The 16,261-nt window shown below is 69.5% G+C and carries 17 protein-coding genes; 6 read left to right on the top strand and 11 right to left on the bottom strand.

The window, feature by feature from the left end; all coding sequences use genetic code 11:
* Nucleotides 1-115 precede the first annotated feature (115 nt).
* Nucleotides 116-520, top strand: a complete 405-nt coding sequence (locus tag FR742_RS10035; protein ID WP_148030697.1) for a nitroreductase family deazaflavin-dependent oxidoreductase — start codon at nucleotides 116-118, stop codon at nucleotides 518-520.
* Here the strand turns inward: FR742_RS10035 and FR742_RS10030 are convergent, their stop codons facing one another.
* Nucleotides 521-1,999, bottom strand: a complete 1,479-nt coding sequence (locus FR742_RS10030) for an Nramp family divalent metal transporter (protein ID WP_148030696.1) — start codon at nucleotides 1,997-1,999, stop codon at nucleotides 521-523.
* A 66-nt stretch (nucleotides 2,000-2,065) separates the two neighbouring features.
* The gene (gene glgA / locus FR742_RS10025) at nucleotides 2,066-3,235 is read right to left on the bottom strand and encodes a glycogen synthase (protein WP_148030695.1); all 1,170 of its coding nucleotides are present in this window, start codon (nucleotides 3,233-3,235) and stop codon (nucleotides 2,066-2,068) included.
* A gap of 170 nt (nucleotides 3,236-3,405) precedes the next feature.
* Between glgA and glgC the strand changes: the two genes are divergently transcribed.
* Nucleotides 3,406-4,641: a glucose-1-phosphate adenylyltransferase gene (glgC, locus tag FR742_RS10020; protein ID WP_148030694.1), complete on the top strand. Its 1,236-nt coding sequence runs from the start codon at nucleotides 3,406-3,408 to the stop codon at nucleotides 4,639-4,641.
* 23 nt (nucleotides 4,642-4,664) lie between these two features.
* Nucleotides 4,665-4,964, top strand: a complete 300-nt coding sequence (locus FR742_RS10015; protein ID WP_148030693.1) for a hypothetical protein — start codon at nucleotides 4,665-4,667, stop codon at nucleotides 4,962-4,964.
* Between the two features lie 36 nt (nucleotides 4,965-5,000).
* Here the strand turns inward: FR742_RS10015 and FR742_RS10010 are convergent, their stop codons facing one another.
* On the bottom strand, nucleotides 5,001-5,447 hold the full coding sequence (locus FR742_RS10010) for a MarR family winged helix-turn-helix transcriptional regulator (protein WP_148030692.1): 447 nt from the start codon (nucleotides 5,445-5,447) through the stop codon (nucleotides 5,001-5,003).
* Nucleotides 5,448-5,538: 91 nt separating this feature from the next.
* Between FR742_RS10010 and FR742_RS10005 the strand changes: the two genes are divergently transcribed.
* Both FR742_RS10005 and FR742_RS10000 read left to right on the top strand, forming a co-directional pair.
* A complete protein-coding gene (locus FR742_RS10005; protein WP_187281075.1) occupies nucleotides 5,539-5,817 on the top strand; it encodes a DUF3040 domain-containing protein in 279 nt (92 codons plus the stop codon).
* A gap of 62 nt (nucleotides 5,818-5,879) precedes the next feature.
* The gene (locus tag FR742_RS10000) at nucleotides 5,880-6,419 is read left to right on the top strand and encodes a hypothetical protein (protein ID WP_148030690.1); all 540 of its coding nucleotides are present in this window, start codon (nucleotides 5,880-5,882) and stop codon (nucleotides 6,417-6,419) included.
* Here the strand turns inward: FR742_RS10000 and FR742_RS09995 are convergent.
* From FR742_RS09995 to FR742_RS09960, 8 genes are all read right to left on the bottom strand, one after another.
* Nucleotides 6,409-6,735 (bottom strand): hypothetical protein, encoded by a 327-nt coding sequence (locus FR742_RS09995; RefSeq protein WP_148030689.1) that lies wholly within the window; start codon nucleotides 6,733-6,735, stop codon nucleotides 6,409-6,411. The two genes, FR742_RS10000 and FR742_RS09995, sit on opposite strands and share 11 nt — an antisense overlap.
* A 53-nt stretch (nucleotides 6,736-6,788) precedes the next feature.
* Complete coding sequence (locus tag FR742_RS09990; protein WP_148030688.1) at nucleotides 6,789-7,271, bottom strand: hypothetical protein; 483 nt, start codon at nucleotides 7,269-7,271, stop codon at nucleotides 6,789-6,791.
* Between the two features lie 155 nt (nucleotides 7,272-7,426).
* On the bottom strand, nucleotides 7,427-8,014 hold the full coding sequence (locus FR742_RS09985; protein ID WP_148030687.1) for a hypothetical protein: 588 nt from the start codon (nucleotides 8,012-8,014) through the stop codon (nucleotides 7,427-7,429).
* On the bottom strand, nucleotides 8,011-8,535 hold the full coding sequence (locus tag FR742_RS09980) for a MauE/DoxX family redox-associated membrane protein (RefSeq protein WP_148030686.1): 525 nt from the start codon (nucleotides 8,533-8,535) through the stop codon (nucleotides 8,011-8,013). Before FR742_RS09980 ends, FR742_RS09985 begins: the two co-directional genes overlap by 4 nt.
* 6 nt (nucleotides 8,536-8,541) lie before the next feature.
* The gene (locus FR742_RS09975) at nucleotides 8,542-8,826 is read right to left on the bottom strand and encodes a hypothetical protein (protein WP_148030685.1); all 285 of its coding nucleotides are present in this window, start codon (nucleotides 8,824-8,826) and stop codon (nucleotides 8,542-8,544) included.
* 587 nt (nucleotides 8,827-9,413) lie between these two features.
* Complete coding sequence (locus FR742_RS09970; protein ID WP_148030684.1) at nucleotides 9,414-10,142, bottom strand: sulfotransferase; 729 nt, start codon at nucleotides 10,140-10,142, stop codon at nucleotides 9,414-9,416.
* Entirely contained in the window at nucleotides 10,139-11,122 is a 984-nt protein-coding gene (locus FR742_RS09965) for an aldo/keto reductase (RefSeq protein WP_148030683.1), read from the bottom strand. The genes FR742_RS09970 and FR742_RS09965 overlap by 4 nt, the downstream gene beginning before the upstream one ends.
* Nucleotides 11,123-11,160: 38 nt before the next feature.
* Nucleotides 11,161-12,306: an argininosuccinate synthase domain-containing protein gene (locus FR742_RS09960; protein ID WP_148030682.1), complete on the bottom strand. Its 1,146-nt coding sequence runs from the start codon at nucleotides 12,304-12,306 to the stop codon at nucleotides 11,161-11,163.
* Between the two features lie 873 nt (nucleotides 12,307-13,179).
* On the opposite strand from FR742_RS09960, the gene FR742_RS09955 reads away from it, so the two are divergent.
* Nucleotides 13,180-16,260 (top strand): non-ribosomal peptide synthetase, encoded by a 3,081-nt coding sequence (locus FR742_RS09955; protein ID WP_148030681.1) that lies wholly within the window; start codon nucleotides 13,180-13,182, stop codon nucleotides 16,258-16,260.
* Nucleotide 16,261: the final 1 nt, after the last annotated feature.

The following is a 16,261-nucleotide window of genomic DNA, read 5'->3' as shown; positions in this document are numbered from 1 at the left end:
GACGAACCGCCGCGAGCCTGGCCGATGGGGCGAACGCCACGAACGAGGTCAACATCTCGTACAGGCCCCGGCGTGCCCGGGTGAGTGCCGGGCGCGCCGGGGTAGGTGCCTGGGCATGCTCTATGGCAAGGAACACGTCCGGCGCTACCGCGAGACCGGCGGCGCCGAAGGACACGACTGGAACGGCACCACGACCCTCCTGCTCACCACGAAGGGCCGCAAATCCGGCGAGCCGTACACGACGCCGCTCATCTACCAGCCGCACGGCGACGACTTCGTGGTGGTCGCCTCCAAGGGCGGTGACCCGTCGCACCCCGACTGGTACAAGAACCTGGCCGCCGACCCCGAGGTCGAGGTGCAGGTCAGGAGCGACCGGTTCAAGGCGCGCGCCCGCACCGCCACCGACGAGGAGCGGCCGGAGCTGTGGCGGCTGATGACCGCCACGTGGCCCGACTACGACGAGTACACCAAGAAGACCGACCGCAAGATCCCGGTCGTGGTCCTGGAGCCCCAGCGCTGATCAGAACGTCACCAGCGGCTCCCCGACGAAGTCCGCGATGAAGTTCACGAAGAAGAACCCGAAGAACAGGAAGTTGAGCACCAGGATGACGTGGTGCCACCAGCGCGCCCGCGCCGGCTTGGGCAGCTTGCTGTTGAGGTACATGAGCATGAACGGGTAGATCAGCGCGCCGAGGTTCGACATGTTCGCCGACCACTCCACCAGGGCCACCGGCAGCGACAGGTGGATGACGATCGCGATCACGATCAGCAGCACGATCATGAACGGGTAGTAGAAGCGCCGCGGGTCGCCCTCGATGAGCCTGCGCAGCCTGGGGCTGGTGGCATGGGCGGCGTCGGTGGTGACCCGCACCATCGCCTCGAAGATGCCCAGCTGCGTGCTGAACAGGATGAGCACGCCCATGATCAGCGCTAGGACGAACATCGCCTGCCCGTACTCGTCGCCGAGCGCGGCGGCGACGAAGGTGGGCACGGTCGCCCGGGTGGGCTGCTGTCCCGACAGGTTGACCGCGTGCGCCATGAGGATCGTCGGCAGGAGCATGCCGAGCATGGCGCCGACGAAGAACACGCCCCACATGTCGACCATGATCAGCCGGTACCACCGCCGCCACAGCCCCCGGTTGCGCTCGTCGTCGGGGAAGGTGACGCCGCTGGCCAGGATCTCCTGCCGGCCGCCGCGCAGGCCGGCGATGTAACCGGCGCGGTGGCCCATGCCGTAGCCCTTGTCGCGGTAGTGGCCCATCACGTACCAGTTCAGTCCGGAGGCCAGGGCGGTGAAGCCGGCCAGGCCGCCGAGCTGGGTGGCGGTGATCCCGGCGGGCGGGGCGGCCGGGGTGAAGAAGCCCCTGATGCCCTCCCACCACAGCTCCCACGGCACCACGAACAGGTCGATGAGCAGCAGGGCGACCAGGATGGAGCCGACCATGATCCAGTTGGCCAGCTCCAGGGCGCGGCTGACCCGCCGGGCCGCCGCGGTGATCAGGAAGACCAGCACGAGCAGCGCGATGGCCCACAGCCGGGGCTCCTCGGCCCCGGCGGGCGGGATGTCGCCGTGGACGAGCGCGTACACGCCCTGCCCCGCGGAGGCGGCCCAGCCGCCGGCGATGAACGCGAAGATGACGATGAACACCGACAGCGGGACCCACAGCTTCCAGCCCGGCGGCACCCTCCCCCAGCCGACCACCGGGGTCTCGCCGGTGGCCGTCACGTAGCGGGCGCACTCGACGTTGTAGAACGTCTGGAGCACGGCCGAGACCAGGATGACCCAGCCGACGCCGACGAAGCCGTACTGACCGACGCTGAGCGGGCCGAGCAGCCATTCGCCGCTGCCGATGGAGATGCCGAGGGCGATCAGGCTGGGCCCCACGGCGAACTTGAACAGCTCTACCTTGCCGATCCGGGGGACCTTGAAGACCTCCTCCGGCGTCGGCAGATCGGTGACTTCGAGGTCCGGGCGGCTGACTCCGAGGGGATGCGTCATCTCTGCCTCCTGCCGTTCAGGGTGATCCCGTACGGCGGGCAGGACAAGGCCCAAATGAGACCTACGTCACATAAGTGACGCGTACAGCTCCATCGTGCGGCGGGCGATCGCGGGCCAGGAGAAGTGTTCGACGGCCCGCGCCCGTCCGGCGAGCCCCATCGCGCGGGCCCGCGCCGGGTCCTCCAGCAGCGTGTTCACCCGCCCGGCGAGGTCGGCGGCGAACCGCTCGGGGTCGTGCGGAGTGCCGTCGGGGCCCTGGTCGATCGGTACGAGCAGGCCCGTCTCACCGTCGGCGACCACCTCGGGGATGCCGCCGGTGGCCGTCGCGACCACGGCGGTCTCGCAGGCCATGGCCTCCAGGTTGACGATGCCCATCGGCTCGTAGACCGACGGGCAGACGAACACCGAGGCGTGCGTGAGCAGCTGGATCACCTCGGGCTTGGGCAGCATCTCGGAGATCCAGAACACGCCCTTGCGGTCGAGGCCGCGCACCAGCCCGGCCACCTCGGCGGCGATCTCCGGCGTGTCGGGCGCGCCCGCGCAGAGCACGAGCTGCGCGTCGGGGGCGAAGGACCGCGCCGCGTGCAGGAGGTGGACCAGGCCTTTCTGGCGGGTGATCCGGCCGACGAAGATGACGTACGGTCGATCGCGGTCGATGCCGTACTTTTTCAGGATCTGATGGTCCTGGTCCGGGGCGTACTCGGCGGTGTCGATGCCGTTGTGGATCACGCTCACCTTGGCCGGGTCGATCTGCGGGTAGGCGGCCAGCACGTCGCGGCGCATGCCGGCCGACACCGAGACCACCGCGTCGGCGGCCTCCAGGGCGGTGCGCTCGGCCCACGACGAGATCGCGTAGCCGCCGCCCAGCTGCTCGGCCTTCCACGGGCGCAGCGGCTCCAGGCTGTGCGTGGTGACCACGTGCGGGATGCCGTGGAGGAGCTTGGCGGCGTGCCCGGCGAAGTTGGCGTACCAGGTGTGCGAATGGACCAGGTCGGCGCCCTCGCAGGCCGCGGCGATCTCCAGGTCGACGCCGAGCACCTGGAGCGCGGCGTTCGCGCCGGTCAGCCCGGCGGGCGTCCGGTAGGCCGACACCCCGGGCTCCTCCCTGGCGGCGCCGAAGCACCGCACCCGCACGTCGGCGAGCTCCCGCAGCTCGCGGGAGAGGTACTCCATGTGCACGCCCGCGCCGCCGTAGACCTCCGGCGGGTATTCGCGGCTGAGCAGATCCACTCGCATGACTCGACTTTACGAGGAATCGCGGGCGTCCGGACACGGTGACAGGCGCCCGAGCGGGAAACAACCGGTGCGCTGATGGCGGCACATAGAGGGATCACTCCGGACACCTCGGGAGAGGGCCGGACAGAGTTACGTCGATAGATGCGCCGATTGGGGGTAGCGTCCTGGACATGAGGTCCCGGAGGGTGCTTGCGGTCGTGCTGGCGGGTGGAGAGGGAAAGAGGCTGATGCCTCTCACGGCGGACCGGGCGAAACCGGCTGTGCCGTTCGGCGGGATGTATCGGCTGATCGACTTCGTGCTGTCCAACCTGGCCAACGGCGACTACCTGAAGATCGTCGTGCTGACCCAGTACAAGAACCACAGCCTGGACCGCCACATCTCCCGCACCTGGCGGCTCTCGGCCATGCTGGGCAACTACGTCACCCCGGTGCCCGCGCAGCAGCGGCTGGGGCCGCGCTGGTTCTCGGGGTCGGCCGACGCCCTCTTCCAGAACCTCAACCTGATCTACGACGAGATGCCCGAGCACGTGATCGTGTTCGGCGCCGACCACATCTACCGGATGGATCCCCGGCAGATGGTCGAGCAGCACGAGCAGTCGGGCGCCGACGTGACCGTGGCGGCGATCCGCCAGCCGCTGTCGCTGGCCGACCAGTTCGGCGTGATCGAGACCGACCCGCAGGGCAAGCGCATCGTGGCCTTCCGGGAGAAGCCCAAGGACGCGGTGGGCCTGGCCGACTCCCCCGACGAGGTCTACGCCTCGATGGGCAACTACGTGTTCAAGACGCAGGCGATGATCGACGCGCTGCGCGAGGACGCGCTCGACCCGACCAGCAGACACGACCTGGGCGGCAACATCATCCCGATGATGGTCAAGTCGGGCGGGGCCGACGTCTACGACTTCGCCCACAACATGGTGCCGGGCTCCACCGAGCGCGACCGCGGCTACTGGCGCGACGTCGGCACGCTCGACGCCTACTACGAGGCCCACATGGACCTCATCTCGGCCCACCCGATCTTCAACCTCTACAACGACAAGTGGCCCATCCACACCGGTCACGACCCGCTGCCGCCGGCCAAGTTCGTGCACAACGACGGCGACCGGGTCGGGCGCGCCCTGGAGTCGCTGGTCTCCCCCGGCGTGATCGTCTCGGGCGGCACGGCCGTCCGGTCGATCCTGTCGCCCAAGGTCGTCCTCCACTCCCACTCGCTGGTGGAGGACTCGGTGCTGATGGAGAACGTCAAGGTCGGCCGGGGCGCGATCGTCCGCAAAGCCATCATCGACAAGAACGTCGTCATCCCCGACGGCGCCCGCATCGGCTTCGACCTGGAGTACGACCGCACCCGCTTCGCCCTGACCCGGAGCGGCGTGGTCGTGATCGGCAAGAACGAGATCGTCGACCGCTGAGAGCGTTCGCCTAGAGTGGGCGGGTGCATCCTGATCTCCGCCGGTCCCTGGTCAAAGAGCTGAGCGAGTCGGAGCGGCCGCGGCGTTACTGGCGCGGCGACGACGAGCGCGGCGGGGTGTGGCTGTTCGAGAGCGTCGAGGGCGACGGCGAACACTGGGCGATCCGGCAGGCGGAGATCGACGGGGCGCGGCGACTGCGCCGCTACTGGTGGCGCCACCCGCAGGACGAGCACGGGTTCCTCACCGACCAGCCGCTCGACATCTGGGACCTGACCGAGATCGACGGGGCCGCGTTCGAGGCCGTCTGGACCGCCGGCGAGTGACCCGCGCCGGGTCCGGCCGGTAGGCGTGGTCCCTGGTCACCCGCTACCGTCCCAGGTCGGCGGGGTGAGCATGGTGTCGATGCGGCGCAGCTCGTCGCGGTGCAGGGCGCTCAGCAGGGCCAGGACCCGCTCCCCCTCGGCGGTCAGCAGCACGCGGACCGCCCGGCCGTCGTCGGGGTGGGCGCTCCGGCGTACGAGGCCCTGCCGCTGGGCGCGGCTGACCAGCTCGACCACGCTGTGGTGACGCAGGAGCAGCCGTTCGGCCAGCTCCCGCACGGTCGCCCAGTCGCGGCCGGGGAACCCTTTCAGCGCCAGCATGAGCTGATACTGCTGGGGGGCGAGGCCGGCCGCGCGCACCGCGTCCTCGCTGAACCGCAGGTAGCTGCGGATCCCGAAACGGAACCGGGCGAGCGCCTCGAAATCCTGCTTCGACAGCGGCTCGCTCTCCGCCGCCGCCTCTCGAATCCCCCCATCACCATCCATGGGATCCATTTTATATCGTGCTACGATGTAAATCATTCAGGTGGGATACGAGATGAGATCGCACCTGGCGCGAGCGCCCAGGAGGTGTGTCGTGCTCGACGACCGCGAACGCGACGAGTTGCGTAGGATCCAGCGCCGGCTGCGCGACGAGGATCCGGATTTCACCGAGTCCTTCCACAGTGACGCGCGGCACCTGCCCCGGCGAGCGCCCGACCTGTCCAGACGGACCTACACGGTCCTGCTCGTCATCAGCTCCACGTCCTGCCTGATCATGATGGCGGCCGGGTCGCCGTTCATCGCCCTGCTGTTCGCCGGGCTGGCCGCGTGGGTCTGGTACGCGCGCGCCCACCCCTACGAGGACGACCAGTGACGACCGCGGACCTCGGCGCATGAGGATTTGAGGTCTTCGGCATCACTCGGTGTTGTAGTACGTTGGCGGTGATTTCCTTTCATCCGCCTTTTCTGGGGGTCCGCTTGATGCGGTCGCGCCACGTCATGGTGGCTGCAACGCTCCTTCTCTCCGCCGCCTGCATGAATGACAGCTCTCCAACTCGGCCACAGCCGACCCAGGCCGCCGTCGATTCCGTCACCACGGCGCCGTGCGAGTTCCGGGCCGTCAAGGGCGAACCGCCATCCTGGGCCCGGACAGGATTCACCCCCGGCGTGGAGATGCATTATGCCTCCAGCAGCCGCGGTGACATGCTCGCCATCCTTTTCGGCTATCCGCTTTACAGCCCACCGCTGCCGGGGCGGGGCAACAAAATTCTGTGGCGTTCCAGAGCGCCGCTGATTCCGTCCGAGCCGTTGCGCATCGAGGCCCGGCTGAACGGCGTGGGCGCGCCGACGCGCATCACCGTCGAGGGCGGCCCCGGGCCTTCTGCGGTCGACCTGCCGAGCCCCGGATGCTGGCGCCTGGACCTCGCGTGGAGCTCTCACACGGACTCCATCGACCTGGAGTTCGTCAGTCGATGACCGGCTCCCCCGCCGCCGCGTCGAACAGCACCGTCCGCCAGTCCCCGACATTGGCGAAAACGGCGCCGCGGGTCCGGACACCGAACCGGCGGGTGACCCGCGCGGCCTTGATGTGCGCCGGGATCCTCCCCATCTGGTAAACCTGGCCGAGGTTGTGGAAGAGGGTGACGCTCAGCACCCTGCGTGCCGCCACGTCCGTACGGGTCGCGATGAAGACGAGCCCTTCGAGCCGCGGCGTGATGCGCGCCGAGATCCAGGCGTGCGCGATCCGGAAGGCGAGCAGCCGCCACAGCCCGCCACAGTCGAACCTGGTCACGACGACGACACCACCGTCTGGATCCGGGGCACAGCGCCCGGCGGCGGCGGCCACTACACGATCTGGAGCAAACCCAGGCATATCAGCACTACTCCGCTCAAGGCCCGTACAGTACGGATGAACACCCGCTCTCCGCCCAGGAACGCCCGGCCGGGAACGTGGTTGAGTGCCGTCCCAATCACCGTCCCCGCCACCGAGCCGATCACCATCCCGACCAGGAACACCGGTGCCGCCATGGGGTTGAGCAGCACCGTGACCACGAGCGCGCCCCAGATGAGCGACGTGGTCTTCTGCGTGGTGAACAGCAGACCGAGGTCGACGCCCCAGAGCACACCGCGCCAGCCGGGCCGGAGCGCCCGCGCGTAGTCCTGGGGCACCTGCCGCATCACGTGCGGAGTGCGGTTCAGCACGTCCGCGACGCCCACCCCGACCAGCAGCGTGCCCGCCGCCACCTCGCGCCACCGGAGCGGGAGCACGCTCCCGAGCCCTTCCGCCACGACGGCGGCCAGCAGCGCGATGACCGTTCCGCCCACCACGAGACCCACGGAGTAGCCCGCGATGAAGCGGCGTGCTGCGCCAGGCGACCGCCTGGACAATGGACCGGCCACGCCGACCATCGAGCGGCCTCAAGGGCTCCAGTACTGCAGGACGAAGCCGGCCAGGGCCAGTGCCACGATCGCCGGGACGTCCATCAGACGAGGTCCTTTCCCGGCGCGACGCTCACGCCGCCCGCTGCGCCGGAGGGGTCGTCGAGGGCGGCGATCCAGCTCGACAGGGCGTTGAAGGAGCTGAACACCACAGCGGACCGCACGACCCCCTCGGGGGAGAGCGCCACCGCCGCCGGGCTCATGCCGACGCCGAGCGCCGACATGCTGAATTGTCCTGAGACGTCCACGTAGCCGGGCAGGTCAGCCAGCCCGTACTGCGCCACGAACTCCCTGCCCGAGGCGGCCGACGCGCACGACACCACGACGCCGACGAGGTCCACGCCCGAGGAGGCGAAGAAGCCACGCGCCTCGGGAGCCAACTCCTGGCACGCCCCGCAGGTCGTACTGAGGACGAGGAGCACGCCCGGCGGCCGGGCGAGCCCGTCGGGGAACTCGATGACCGTCGCGCCGAGCTTGGCGTCGGGCAGCGGCTGCACGGACTCGGGGCGCCTCGTCCCGCCGCCCGCGGACGACTCGGAGATCCGCGCGTTGAGCTCGCCCAGCATCGCGAAGAGGATCACGACCGCCAGGCTGAGCAGCACGAGCAGGGTGACCATCAGTGCCGTGATCATGTTTCGGTCCGTTCGCGCGCCATGGTCCCTCTCACGAAGACGATCAGATGGCGGCGGTTCGCCCAGACGGGGACGAACATCGCCGTGTTCAGCGCGAGCAGCAGGACAGCCTGATCGTAGGCGGTCTCACGCAGCGCCGGCACCAAGGCCCAGGCCAGGATCGCGGCGCCGGCCAGCACGTTCCAGGCCCCGAACGACCGCGAACCGCTCCGGCCGAAACAGCCGCAGGGCAGTGAGCTCGCCCGCAGCCGTCCCAGGACCCCCACCACCGCGAATCCCGTTCCCAGCAGGGCCGCCAGCAGCAAGGTGAGCAGGTGCTCCTGGCCGAACACGGCCAGGACGGCCAGCGCGATCTCCGCGGCGGCGACCGCCCGGACCAGGGCCACAGGTGGCGGTCTCCGTGCGCCGGTCAGCTCACCGAGAGCCTCGGCCAGACCGTGCGGGCTGACCAGCTTGCCGGCGCCCGAGCTGAGCAGGGCCGCTGCGAGCAGCGCGCTGAGGACGGCAGGCAGCACCCCCATCGCCGGCTACGACCGGAGCCCGGCCGCGGTCAGCCCTTCGCCCACGGCTACCTTGCGGAGGTGGACCACGTGGTCCTCCCCGTAGACGGCGACGGGCGCGGTCGAGTAGCGGGCGCCCTTCTCCCCGGTCAGCTGAACGGCCGTATCGACCTTGATCTGCTTGGTACGGAAATGAATGGCGATGACGTCGACAGGCTTCTCGTCCTCGATGCGCGCGCAGACCGCCACGTTCACCGAGCCTTCGTTCTCGAAGATGTAGGCGTAGCCGTGATTCGTCGGGGTGATCGACATTGCGGGCCTCCGGATCGTCCGTCCGTTGCTCAGGGATAGCAGCTGATGGAGGCCCTTCCGGAGGCCTCACAGCATTGACAGAAGGACGCCCCCGAATAGCAGCCCCAAATGTAGTACGCGTTGTTCGCGCACGTGCTGTAGGGGAAGGTCGGGCAGTAGACCAGGCGGCAGCACAGGTATTCACAGATGGCCTGTGCGGAAGCGGGCCGCGCCTGAGTGGCGACGGTCGTGGCGGCGGCCAGCGCGCTGGCGCCCATGGCCCGGGTGAAGAAGCGACGAGTCAACCGGCGGTTGCGCTGCGGGGGCTCATGAACTGCCACGGCCACTCCATCAGAGTCGATCGTTTTGAATTGATCTCTTCAGGAGAGTACAACATCATTCACCCATCAACAAGAATATGTTTTTGGAGGAGTCGGACTTTCTGTGTTAACGTAAAACACCTATTAAGGTCAGGCTGCAACGACCTTCAGGAATTCGATTCCCGCTCTTCTTCGGCCGGACAGCGGCCTCGCCAGCTGATAGGTCCGGGCACCAGCGGTTTCACGGCGAGCCGGGCTCGACGACCGCGAACGCGACGAGGATCTGCGTCAACCGGCGAGGCGGTGGCGGGCGAGCGCGTCGTAGAACGGCTGGTGGTGCTCGGCGACGCGGCGCAGGTGCTCGTTCGTGTCGGGCGTCTCACGTCGCTCGGGCGCCTTCCCGGCCACCAGGCCGCTGCTCTCGGCCACCTCCGCGTGCCACTGGTCGGTGCGCCGCCAGTTGTCCCGTCGACCGGGTTCCCAGCGCATCGCCTCGGGCTTGAAGTCGAGCCCGACCCGCTCGCAGTACGCCCGGACCGTCGCCTCCGGATCGGCCACGAGATCGTCGCCGTCGATCACCAGCGGGATCTCGCCGGTGGCCGACCGCACGGCGTCGAAGATGGTGTGCAGGTACTCGAAGCCGTACTCGTCCAGGGTGGCCCCGGGGTTCATGGCGTAGTGCGAGGAGATCGCGGCCCGCGGCTCCCGGATCATGAACGTGTTGACGACGTCGCTGAACAGGCGCTTGTCCTCGAGCAGCGGCGTGTAGGTGTAGTCGGAGGTCTCCTTGGCGAACACCCGGCGCTCGCCGGCGCTGACGTCGAGCATCAGGTCGAGCATCTCGATCGGCGAGGTGACCCGCCTGCCCGCGAACTCGACGTGGCCGTCCGCCTGGAGGTACGAGAACGGCTCGTGGGCCACCTCCAGATCGCCGCGCTCGATCATGACGCGCAGGAACGCCGTGGATCGCGATCGGGGCACGGCCCACAGCAGGATGGGCTTGCGCGCGGCGCTCATTGCGACCACTCCGTGGGCCGGCGGTCCCAGCGGAACCCGCGCAACCGCGCCATCAGCTCCTCGCTCAGCGGTTCGGCGTCGCTGGTGGCGATGTTGGCGCGTACGTGCGTGAGTTTGCGCATGCCGGGGATGACGGTGGCGACGTCGGGGTTCTGGAGGATGAAGCGGAGCGCGAGCTCGGGCATGGTCATGTCCTCGGGCACGATCCGCGCCAGCCGTTCGGCGCGCTCCACGCTCGGGACGAGGTTCTCGGGGACGAAGTACGTGTTGCGCCAGTCGCCCTCGGGCCAGCGGGAGTCGCGGGTGAGGGTGCCGGTGAGGGTGCCCTCGTCGAAGGGCACCCGGGCGATCACCGCGACGTCCAGCTCACGGCACGCGGGGAACAGCTCGTCCTCGGGGGCCTGGTCGAAGATGTTGTAGATGACCTGCACCGTGTCGATCAGCCCGGTGCGCAGGGTCTCCAGGACGTTCCAGGGCTCCCAGCGGTTGACGCTGATCCCGACGCCTCTGATGAGCCCGCGTTCCTTCATCTCGATGATCGCGTCCTGCCAGGCCGCGTCGTGCGCCCAGGCGTCCTCCCAGACGTGGAACTGGAACAGGTCGACGGACGGCGTGCCCAGCCCTTCGAGGCTCCGGTGCAGGTACTCCCACAGGTGATCAGGCGGGTAGACCTCGGACAGTTTGGAGTCGCGGGTGGACGGCCAGGCGCGGTCCATGGGCGGCGGCTTGGTGGCCAGGTGGAGGCGGCGTTCCGGGTGCCGTTCGACCAGCCGCCCGAGCATCCTCTCGCTGTGTCCCCGGCCGTAGATCCAGGCGGTGTCGAAGAAGGTGCACCCGAGCCGCACGGCCTCGTCCAGCGCGGTGTCGCCGGTCTCGTCGTCGGCGCCCGTCCAGCCGCCCTCTCCACCTGCTATCCCCCACATTCCGTAGCCGACCTCGCTGACCTTCCAGCCGAGCCGGCCGAATCGACGCTCACGCATCACCTGCTCCTTCCTTTCTGTAAGCCTTCTCTTGCCGTCTAGCTCCAGCGGTTCCCGCCGGAGCCGAACCGGGTCTGCCGCACCACGGGGCCGGCGACCTTCATCCGCTCGACCCGGACGACGCCCCGGTGGACGGACAGGGTCACGCTGCCGTCGATCTCGCCGACGAGCCGGTCGATCGCCTCCCGCGCCGCCCGCGCGGCGGGTTCGAGCCACCGCGCCTCGTACATCGCCGAGCCCAGGACGGCGGACAGCCGGTCGTAGAGCTCGCGGCTCGCCCCGTCGAGGCTCGCCTGCAGGACGCGGGTCCACGCGCGGTCGAGCAGCTCCAGGCCGGGCGCCTCGTAGACGCCCCGGCAGACCGTGCCGATGATGCGCCGCTCGACCACGTCGCGCAGCCAGACCCCGTGCCGCGCGCCGAGGTCGTTGGCGCGCTTCATCCACTCGACCGGGTCGGGCCCGCTCCCGTCGAGGTCGGCGACCCGTCCCTCGCGGAAGAGGACCGTGACGGTCTCGGGTTCGGCCGTGGCCTGCTCGGGCCACGCGCTCCACCGGGGGTCGAGCCGGGTGACCGGCGTTTCGAGGTCTTCCAGCTCCGCCGACTCGTGCGAGACGCCGGCGAGGCTGGCATCGGTGGACCGTTCGGCGCCGCTGCCCGGGTCGAGGCTCAGCCCGTGCTCGGTGACGGCCGCGAGCATAGTCTCGCGGTCGGGGAACCGTTCGAGCGCCCGCTGATCCGTCCACGGCTCGACGACCGGCAGGTCCGGCGCGACGTGGGCGCCGTAACGAGCGAAGCGGCGCTGGTCGTTGCCCCCGCCGACACAGCCGTGCGCGAGTGCCCGGCATCCGTCGGCCCGCATCAGCGGCGCGAGCCCGCTGACGAGCACGAAGCGCGCCGCGCCGGTCGTGTTCCAGTAGCCGCCGTCGTGGCGGGCGCGGTACCGCAGGAGATCCGACGCCACGGCGGCGATGGACGGCCGTAAATCCACGACCACGGATTCGTCCCCGAATCGTCGCAACGAAGAAGCGAGCGCGTCCAAATCCGGGGGATCCGCCTGGCCGATGTCGGCGATATAGTGCCTCGCCGGCGTCGGCAGTTCACGAAGCCAGACCCCGACGGCCAGGGAGGAAAGTCCTCCCGATTGGAATAATCCGAGAGGTGCGTTGTCGCCGGTTTGCCGCACGACTCCCCCTTACGTCGACAGATGGGGCGCGATGCCGGCGCTGAATGGGCCGACCGTCACCGACCCTACCCATGGATTCGGGACCTTCACGTCCGGAGCGCCCGGGATCGCGGACGCGAACTGTCCGGCCCTTGTCGAATTTCAGCGCCGTCGAGGCGTTCTGCTGCGGCTCGCCTCCGGCCTCATTCTTCGGGCCGGGACGTGCGCTTACCTGGTCATTGACAGGCGACGATCATTTCGCGGGCGTCCGCTGATCATTTTTCGCTCTTCGGCAGATTGTCACAAAACAGCGCGTCCGCAGATTGGCGCGCGCCGCCTCGGGTAACGCCGAATATGCTCTTCGCGACTTCCCCCAGGCCGTGCCTGTCCGGCGTGCCCGGCGCCGCACGGCGTCCGGCCGGCCCGGTCGTCGCTCCACACCGATTTCAGTCCGCGGCACATTCTCGTTCCCGCAGGCCATACCGCCTCGCACACCGGCATCCTGGCCCGCGGCGGCGACACCCGGGTTGCGCATCCCGGTCTCATGTTCCAAGATGTGAGTAACTTGTAATCCAACTGATATCGGTTACTTCGGTTCGAACGTGCGGCACTCCGGTCGTCTGACGAAAGGAGGAAACACGTGGTCAGCGCACGCCCGAAGGCGCCACCCGCTTGATCGGCCGGGCTCGCGATATCCGGCGGGCCGCTCATGCCCGCGGGCAATTCTGTGGATTTCCGGCGCCCGTACCCGGCCGCCGAAAACTCCGAATCTCACCAGAACCCTCGCCATGCCTGCCGAAGGACCGGTTTCCGCTGTCCGGAAACCACAAATCCGAATGGTCACCGATCTGCCTGACACGACGATCTGTTGCCGTCGAGAACATCGGGAGCACGATGACACGCCAACCGCATGAGAATCCAGACGAACACCATCTGGCCGCCATTCACTTATTCCTTGGGCCGCACCACGATTTCCCCCGGCGGAGCACCGTCCTCGATCTGTTCCACGCACAAAAGGAAAACGCGCCGGACCGTCCCGCGATCCGCTATCGGGACATCACGGTGAGTTATGCCGACCTCGACGCCTGGGCCAATGTGACGGCCAATCGACTGATCAGCGGCGGTGTCCGGGCCGGACAATTGATACCCGTGTTGATAGCGGACGGGCCCGAATTCCCGATCTCGCTCTTCGGGGTGATGAAGACAGGATCGGCGTTCGTACCGCTTGATCCTGCCTGGCCGGTCGACCGTCTCCGCGCGATCGTGGCCGAGTTGTCGCCGCCCGTCGTCGTGGTGTCGCCGGCGACCGCGGGCATCATCGGCGAACTGGAGCAGGCCCTCCCGACGGTGATCGTCGACTGCGCGGAGCCACCCGGTCCGGCCGACCGGAAACCGCCGCCGGCCGGTCGCGCGCCGGGGCCGGAAGACCTGATCTACGGGTTCTACACCTCCGGCTCGACCGGCGCGCCCAAGTGCGCGCTCAACCACCACCGCGGCCTGGTCAACAGGCTGACCACGATGTCGCGCCGGTTCGGTGACGGGGCCGATCACGTGACGCTGCAGAACAGCCGGTCCACGTTCGACTCCTCGATGTGGCAGGTGCTGTGGCCGCTGGTGTCGGGCGGGCAGGTCGTGCTGCCGCACCGCGACGGCATCCTCGACCTTGAGGAGACGGCCACGACCATCGGCCGCTACGGCGTCACGATGACCGACTTCGTACCGTCCGTGCTGGAGGCGTTCGTGTCGCTGCTGGAGGTGCGCGAGGACCTGCGTGAGGCGACGTCGAGCCTGCGGCGCATGCTGATCGGCGGGGAGGCGGCGGGCGCCGGCGTGGTGCACCGGCTGCGCGCGCTGCTGCCGGGGCTGGAGGTCACCAACACGTTCGGGCCGACGGAGTGCTCCATCGGGTCGGTGTTCCACGACGTCACGGACGCCGACGCCGACCGGATCCCCCTCGGGCGGCCCATCGACAACACCGCCGCGATCCTGCTCGACGACGACCTCAAGCCCGTCCCGGTGAACACTCCCGGCGAGATGTATCTCGGCGGCGAGTGCGTCGGAGCGGGCTACCTCAACGATCCCGAGCGCACCGCGCGGGTGCTCGTGGCCAACCCGTTCCCCCAGATCCCGGGTGGGAAGCTCTATCGGACCGGCGATCTGGCACGCCTCGACGAGGACGGCCTGATGTACTTCATCGGCCGGCGCGACGAACAGGTGAAGCTCGGCGGGGTGCGCGTCGAGCTGGGCGATGTCGCCTCGGCCGTGGCCGACCATCCGCTCGTGGGCAACGCGGTGGCGATCGTGCTCGGCGAGGCGCCCGAGTCCACGCTCGTCTGCTGCGTCACGCCGCGCTCGCCGGACGACCCGCCGTCGCCGGAGCTGCTTCGCGGGTACGCGGCGGAGAAGCTGCCGGCCGAGCAGGTGCCGCACCGGATCGTGGTGCTCGACGCGCTCCCCCTCAACCACAACGGCAAAGCGGACCGCAAGGCGCTGGCCGCCCTCATCGTGGCCCAGACGGCGACGCAGGAGGGCCCGGCGGAGCCTGTCGAGCCGCCGGCCGACCCGATGGAGGAGCTGGTCTGCTCCGCCTGGCGCGACGTGCTCGACCGGGAGCAGGTCTCGGTGGTCGTGCCGTTCTCCGACTACGGGGGCACCTCGCTGCTCGCCTACCGGCTCACCGCCGCGATCAGCGAACGGCTGGGGAAGCCGGTGCCGCCCCGGGACCTGCTCGTCGCCTCGACCGTGCGCGCGCAGGCGGCGCGGCTCACCCAGGGCGTCGACGACGACTGCGCCGAGCTCGCCTACATCAGGCACGACCTGGCCTGGAGCCCGCCGCAGACCCTGCTGCTCACGGGCGCGACCGGCTTCGTCGGGGCACACGTCCTGGCCGAGCTGCTGACGCGCTCCAACGCCGGGCTGATCTGCCTGGTGCGGTGCGCCGACCCCGCCGACGGCGCCCGGCGGCTGACCGAGGTCCTCGAACAGTACGGGCTGACGTCCGCCTGGCAGCTGCTGCCCACGGCGCTCAAGACCGGACGGGTCGAGGTGATCCCCAGCGACCTGGGCAGCGAGCTGCTCGGCCTGCCGCAGGGGCGGTTCGACGCGATCGCCTCCACGGTGTCCGGCGTCGTCAACGCCGCGGGCGCGGTGAACTTCCTGTCCGGCTATCTGGACCACCGCCCCGCCAACGTGCTCGGCGTACAGGAGATCATCAAACTCGCCTCGGGCGGCGCGCGCGTGCACACCCTGTCGACCTTGAGCATCTTCCCGCCCGCCGGGCCGGGCGCGCCGCCCGTCACCGAGGACCGGCTCCCGGCGACGGAGGAGGTCGCCGCGGACGGCTACAACCGATCGAAGTACGTCGCCGAGTCCCTGCTCGCCGACGCGCACCGGCAGGGCGTCAGATCCGTGGTGTACCGCCTCGGCGAGGTCTGGCCGCACCGCGCGACCGGCGTGGCCAACCCGGACTCGCTGGCGCACAACCTGTTGTACGCGTGCGCGCGCACCGGATGCGTGTTCCCGACCGGGGCCGAGATCGACGTGACGCCCGTCGACGTGGTCGCCGAGTTCGTGGCCCACGCGGCGACCGGCGACATCGAGGTGCCCGACGGCGCCATGCACGTGCTGTGGCCGGCCCGGCTGCGCTTCGCCGAGGCGTTCGGCGTGCTCGCCGAACGGTCCGCGCTCGACCGGGTCGGCTACCCCCGGTTCCGCGACCGCCTGGAGGCCATCGCCGAGACCGACGAGCGGCTCGCCGGGCTGCTCCTGCTGCTGCCGCCCCCGGTCGCCGACCAGGACGCGGCACCGGCCGAGTTCGACCGGATGTTCACCGACGGCTCCCGGCACTTCGACACCCGGCGGTTCAGCCGCCACGCGACCTCGCTGGCCAGGCCGGAGACGGACGGGCTCAGGACGCTCGACCGCTACCTCGGTGAACTGACCGGCATTCACGCCTTCGTACCACAAGAAAGGTGAG

It is taken from the genome of Nonomuraea sp. C10 (assembly GCF_008017515.1).
Taxonomy (GTDB): domain Bacteria; phylum Actinomycetota; class Actinomycetes; order Streptosporangiales; family Streptosporangiaceae; genus Nonomuraea; species Nonomuraea ferruginea.
Note: the sequence above shows the minus strand (reverse complement) of the source record. Positions and strands in the feature narration are given on the sequence as shown.

Excerpts from the sequence above, each read along its gene's own strand:
- FR742_RS10010 (WP_148030692.1), bottom strand. The coding sequence starts at position 5,447 with ATGGATGGTGATGGGGGGATTCGAGAGGCGGCGGCGGAGAGCGAGCCG.
- FR742_RS10035 (WP_148030697.1), top strand. The coding sequence starts at position 116 with ATGCTCTATGGCAAGGAACACGTCCGGCGCTACCGCGAGACCGGCGGC.
- FR742_RS10030 (WP_148030696.1), bottom strand. The coding sequence starts at position 1,999 with ATGACGCATCCCCTCGGAGTCAGCCGCCCGGACCTCGAAGTCACCGAT.
- FR742_RS09985 (WP_148030687.1), bottom strand. The coding sequence starts at position 8,014 with ATGATCACGGCACTGATGGTCACCCTGCTCGTGCTGCTCAGCCTGGCG.
- FR742_RS09980 (WP_148030686.1), bottom strand. The coding sequence starts at position 8,535 with ATGGGGGTGCTGCCTGCCGTCCTCAGCGCGCTGCTCGCAGCGGCCCTG.
- FR742_RS09970 (WP_148030684.1), bottom strand. The coding sequence starts at position 10,142 with ATGAGCGCCGCGCGCAAGCCCATCCTGCTGTGGGCCGTGCCCCGATCG.
- FR742_RS09975 (WP_148030685.1), bottom strand. The coding sequence starts at position 8,826 with ATGTCGATCACCCCGACGAATCACGGCTACGCCTACATCTTCGAGAAC.
- FR742_RS09965 (WP_148030683.1), bottom strand. The coding sequence starts at position 11,122 with ATGCGTGAGCGTCGATTCGGCCGGCTCGGCTGGAAGGTCAGCGAGGTC.
- glgA (WP_148030695.1), bottom strand. The coding sequence starts at position 3,235 with ATGCGAGTGGATCTGCTCAGCCGCGAATACCCGCCGGAGGTCTACGGC.
- glgC (WP_148030694.1), top strand. The coding sequence starts at position 3,406 with ATGAGGTCCCGGAGGGTGCTTGCGGTCGTGCTGGCGGGTGGAGAGGGA.
- FR742_RS09955 (WP_148030681.1), top strand. The coding sequence starts at position 13,180 with ATGACACGCCAACCGCATGAGAATCCAGACGAACACCATCTGGCCGCC.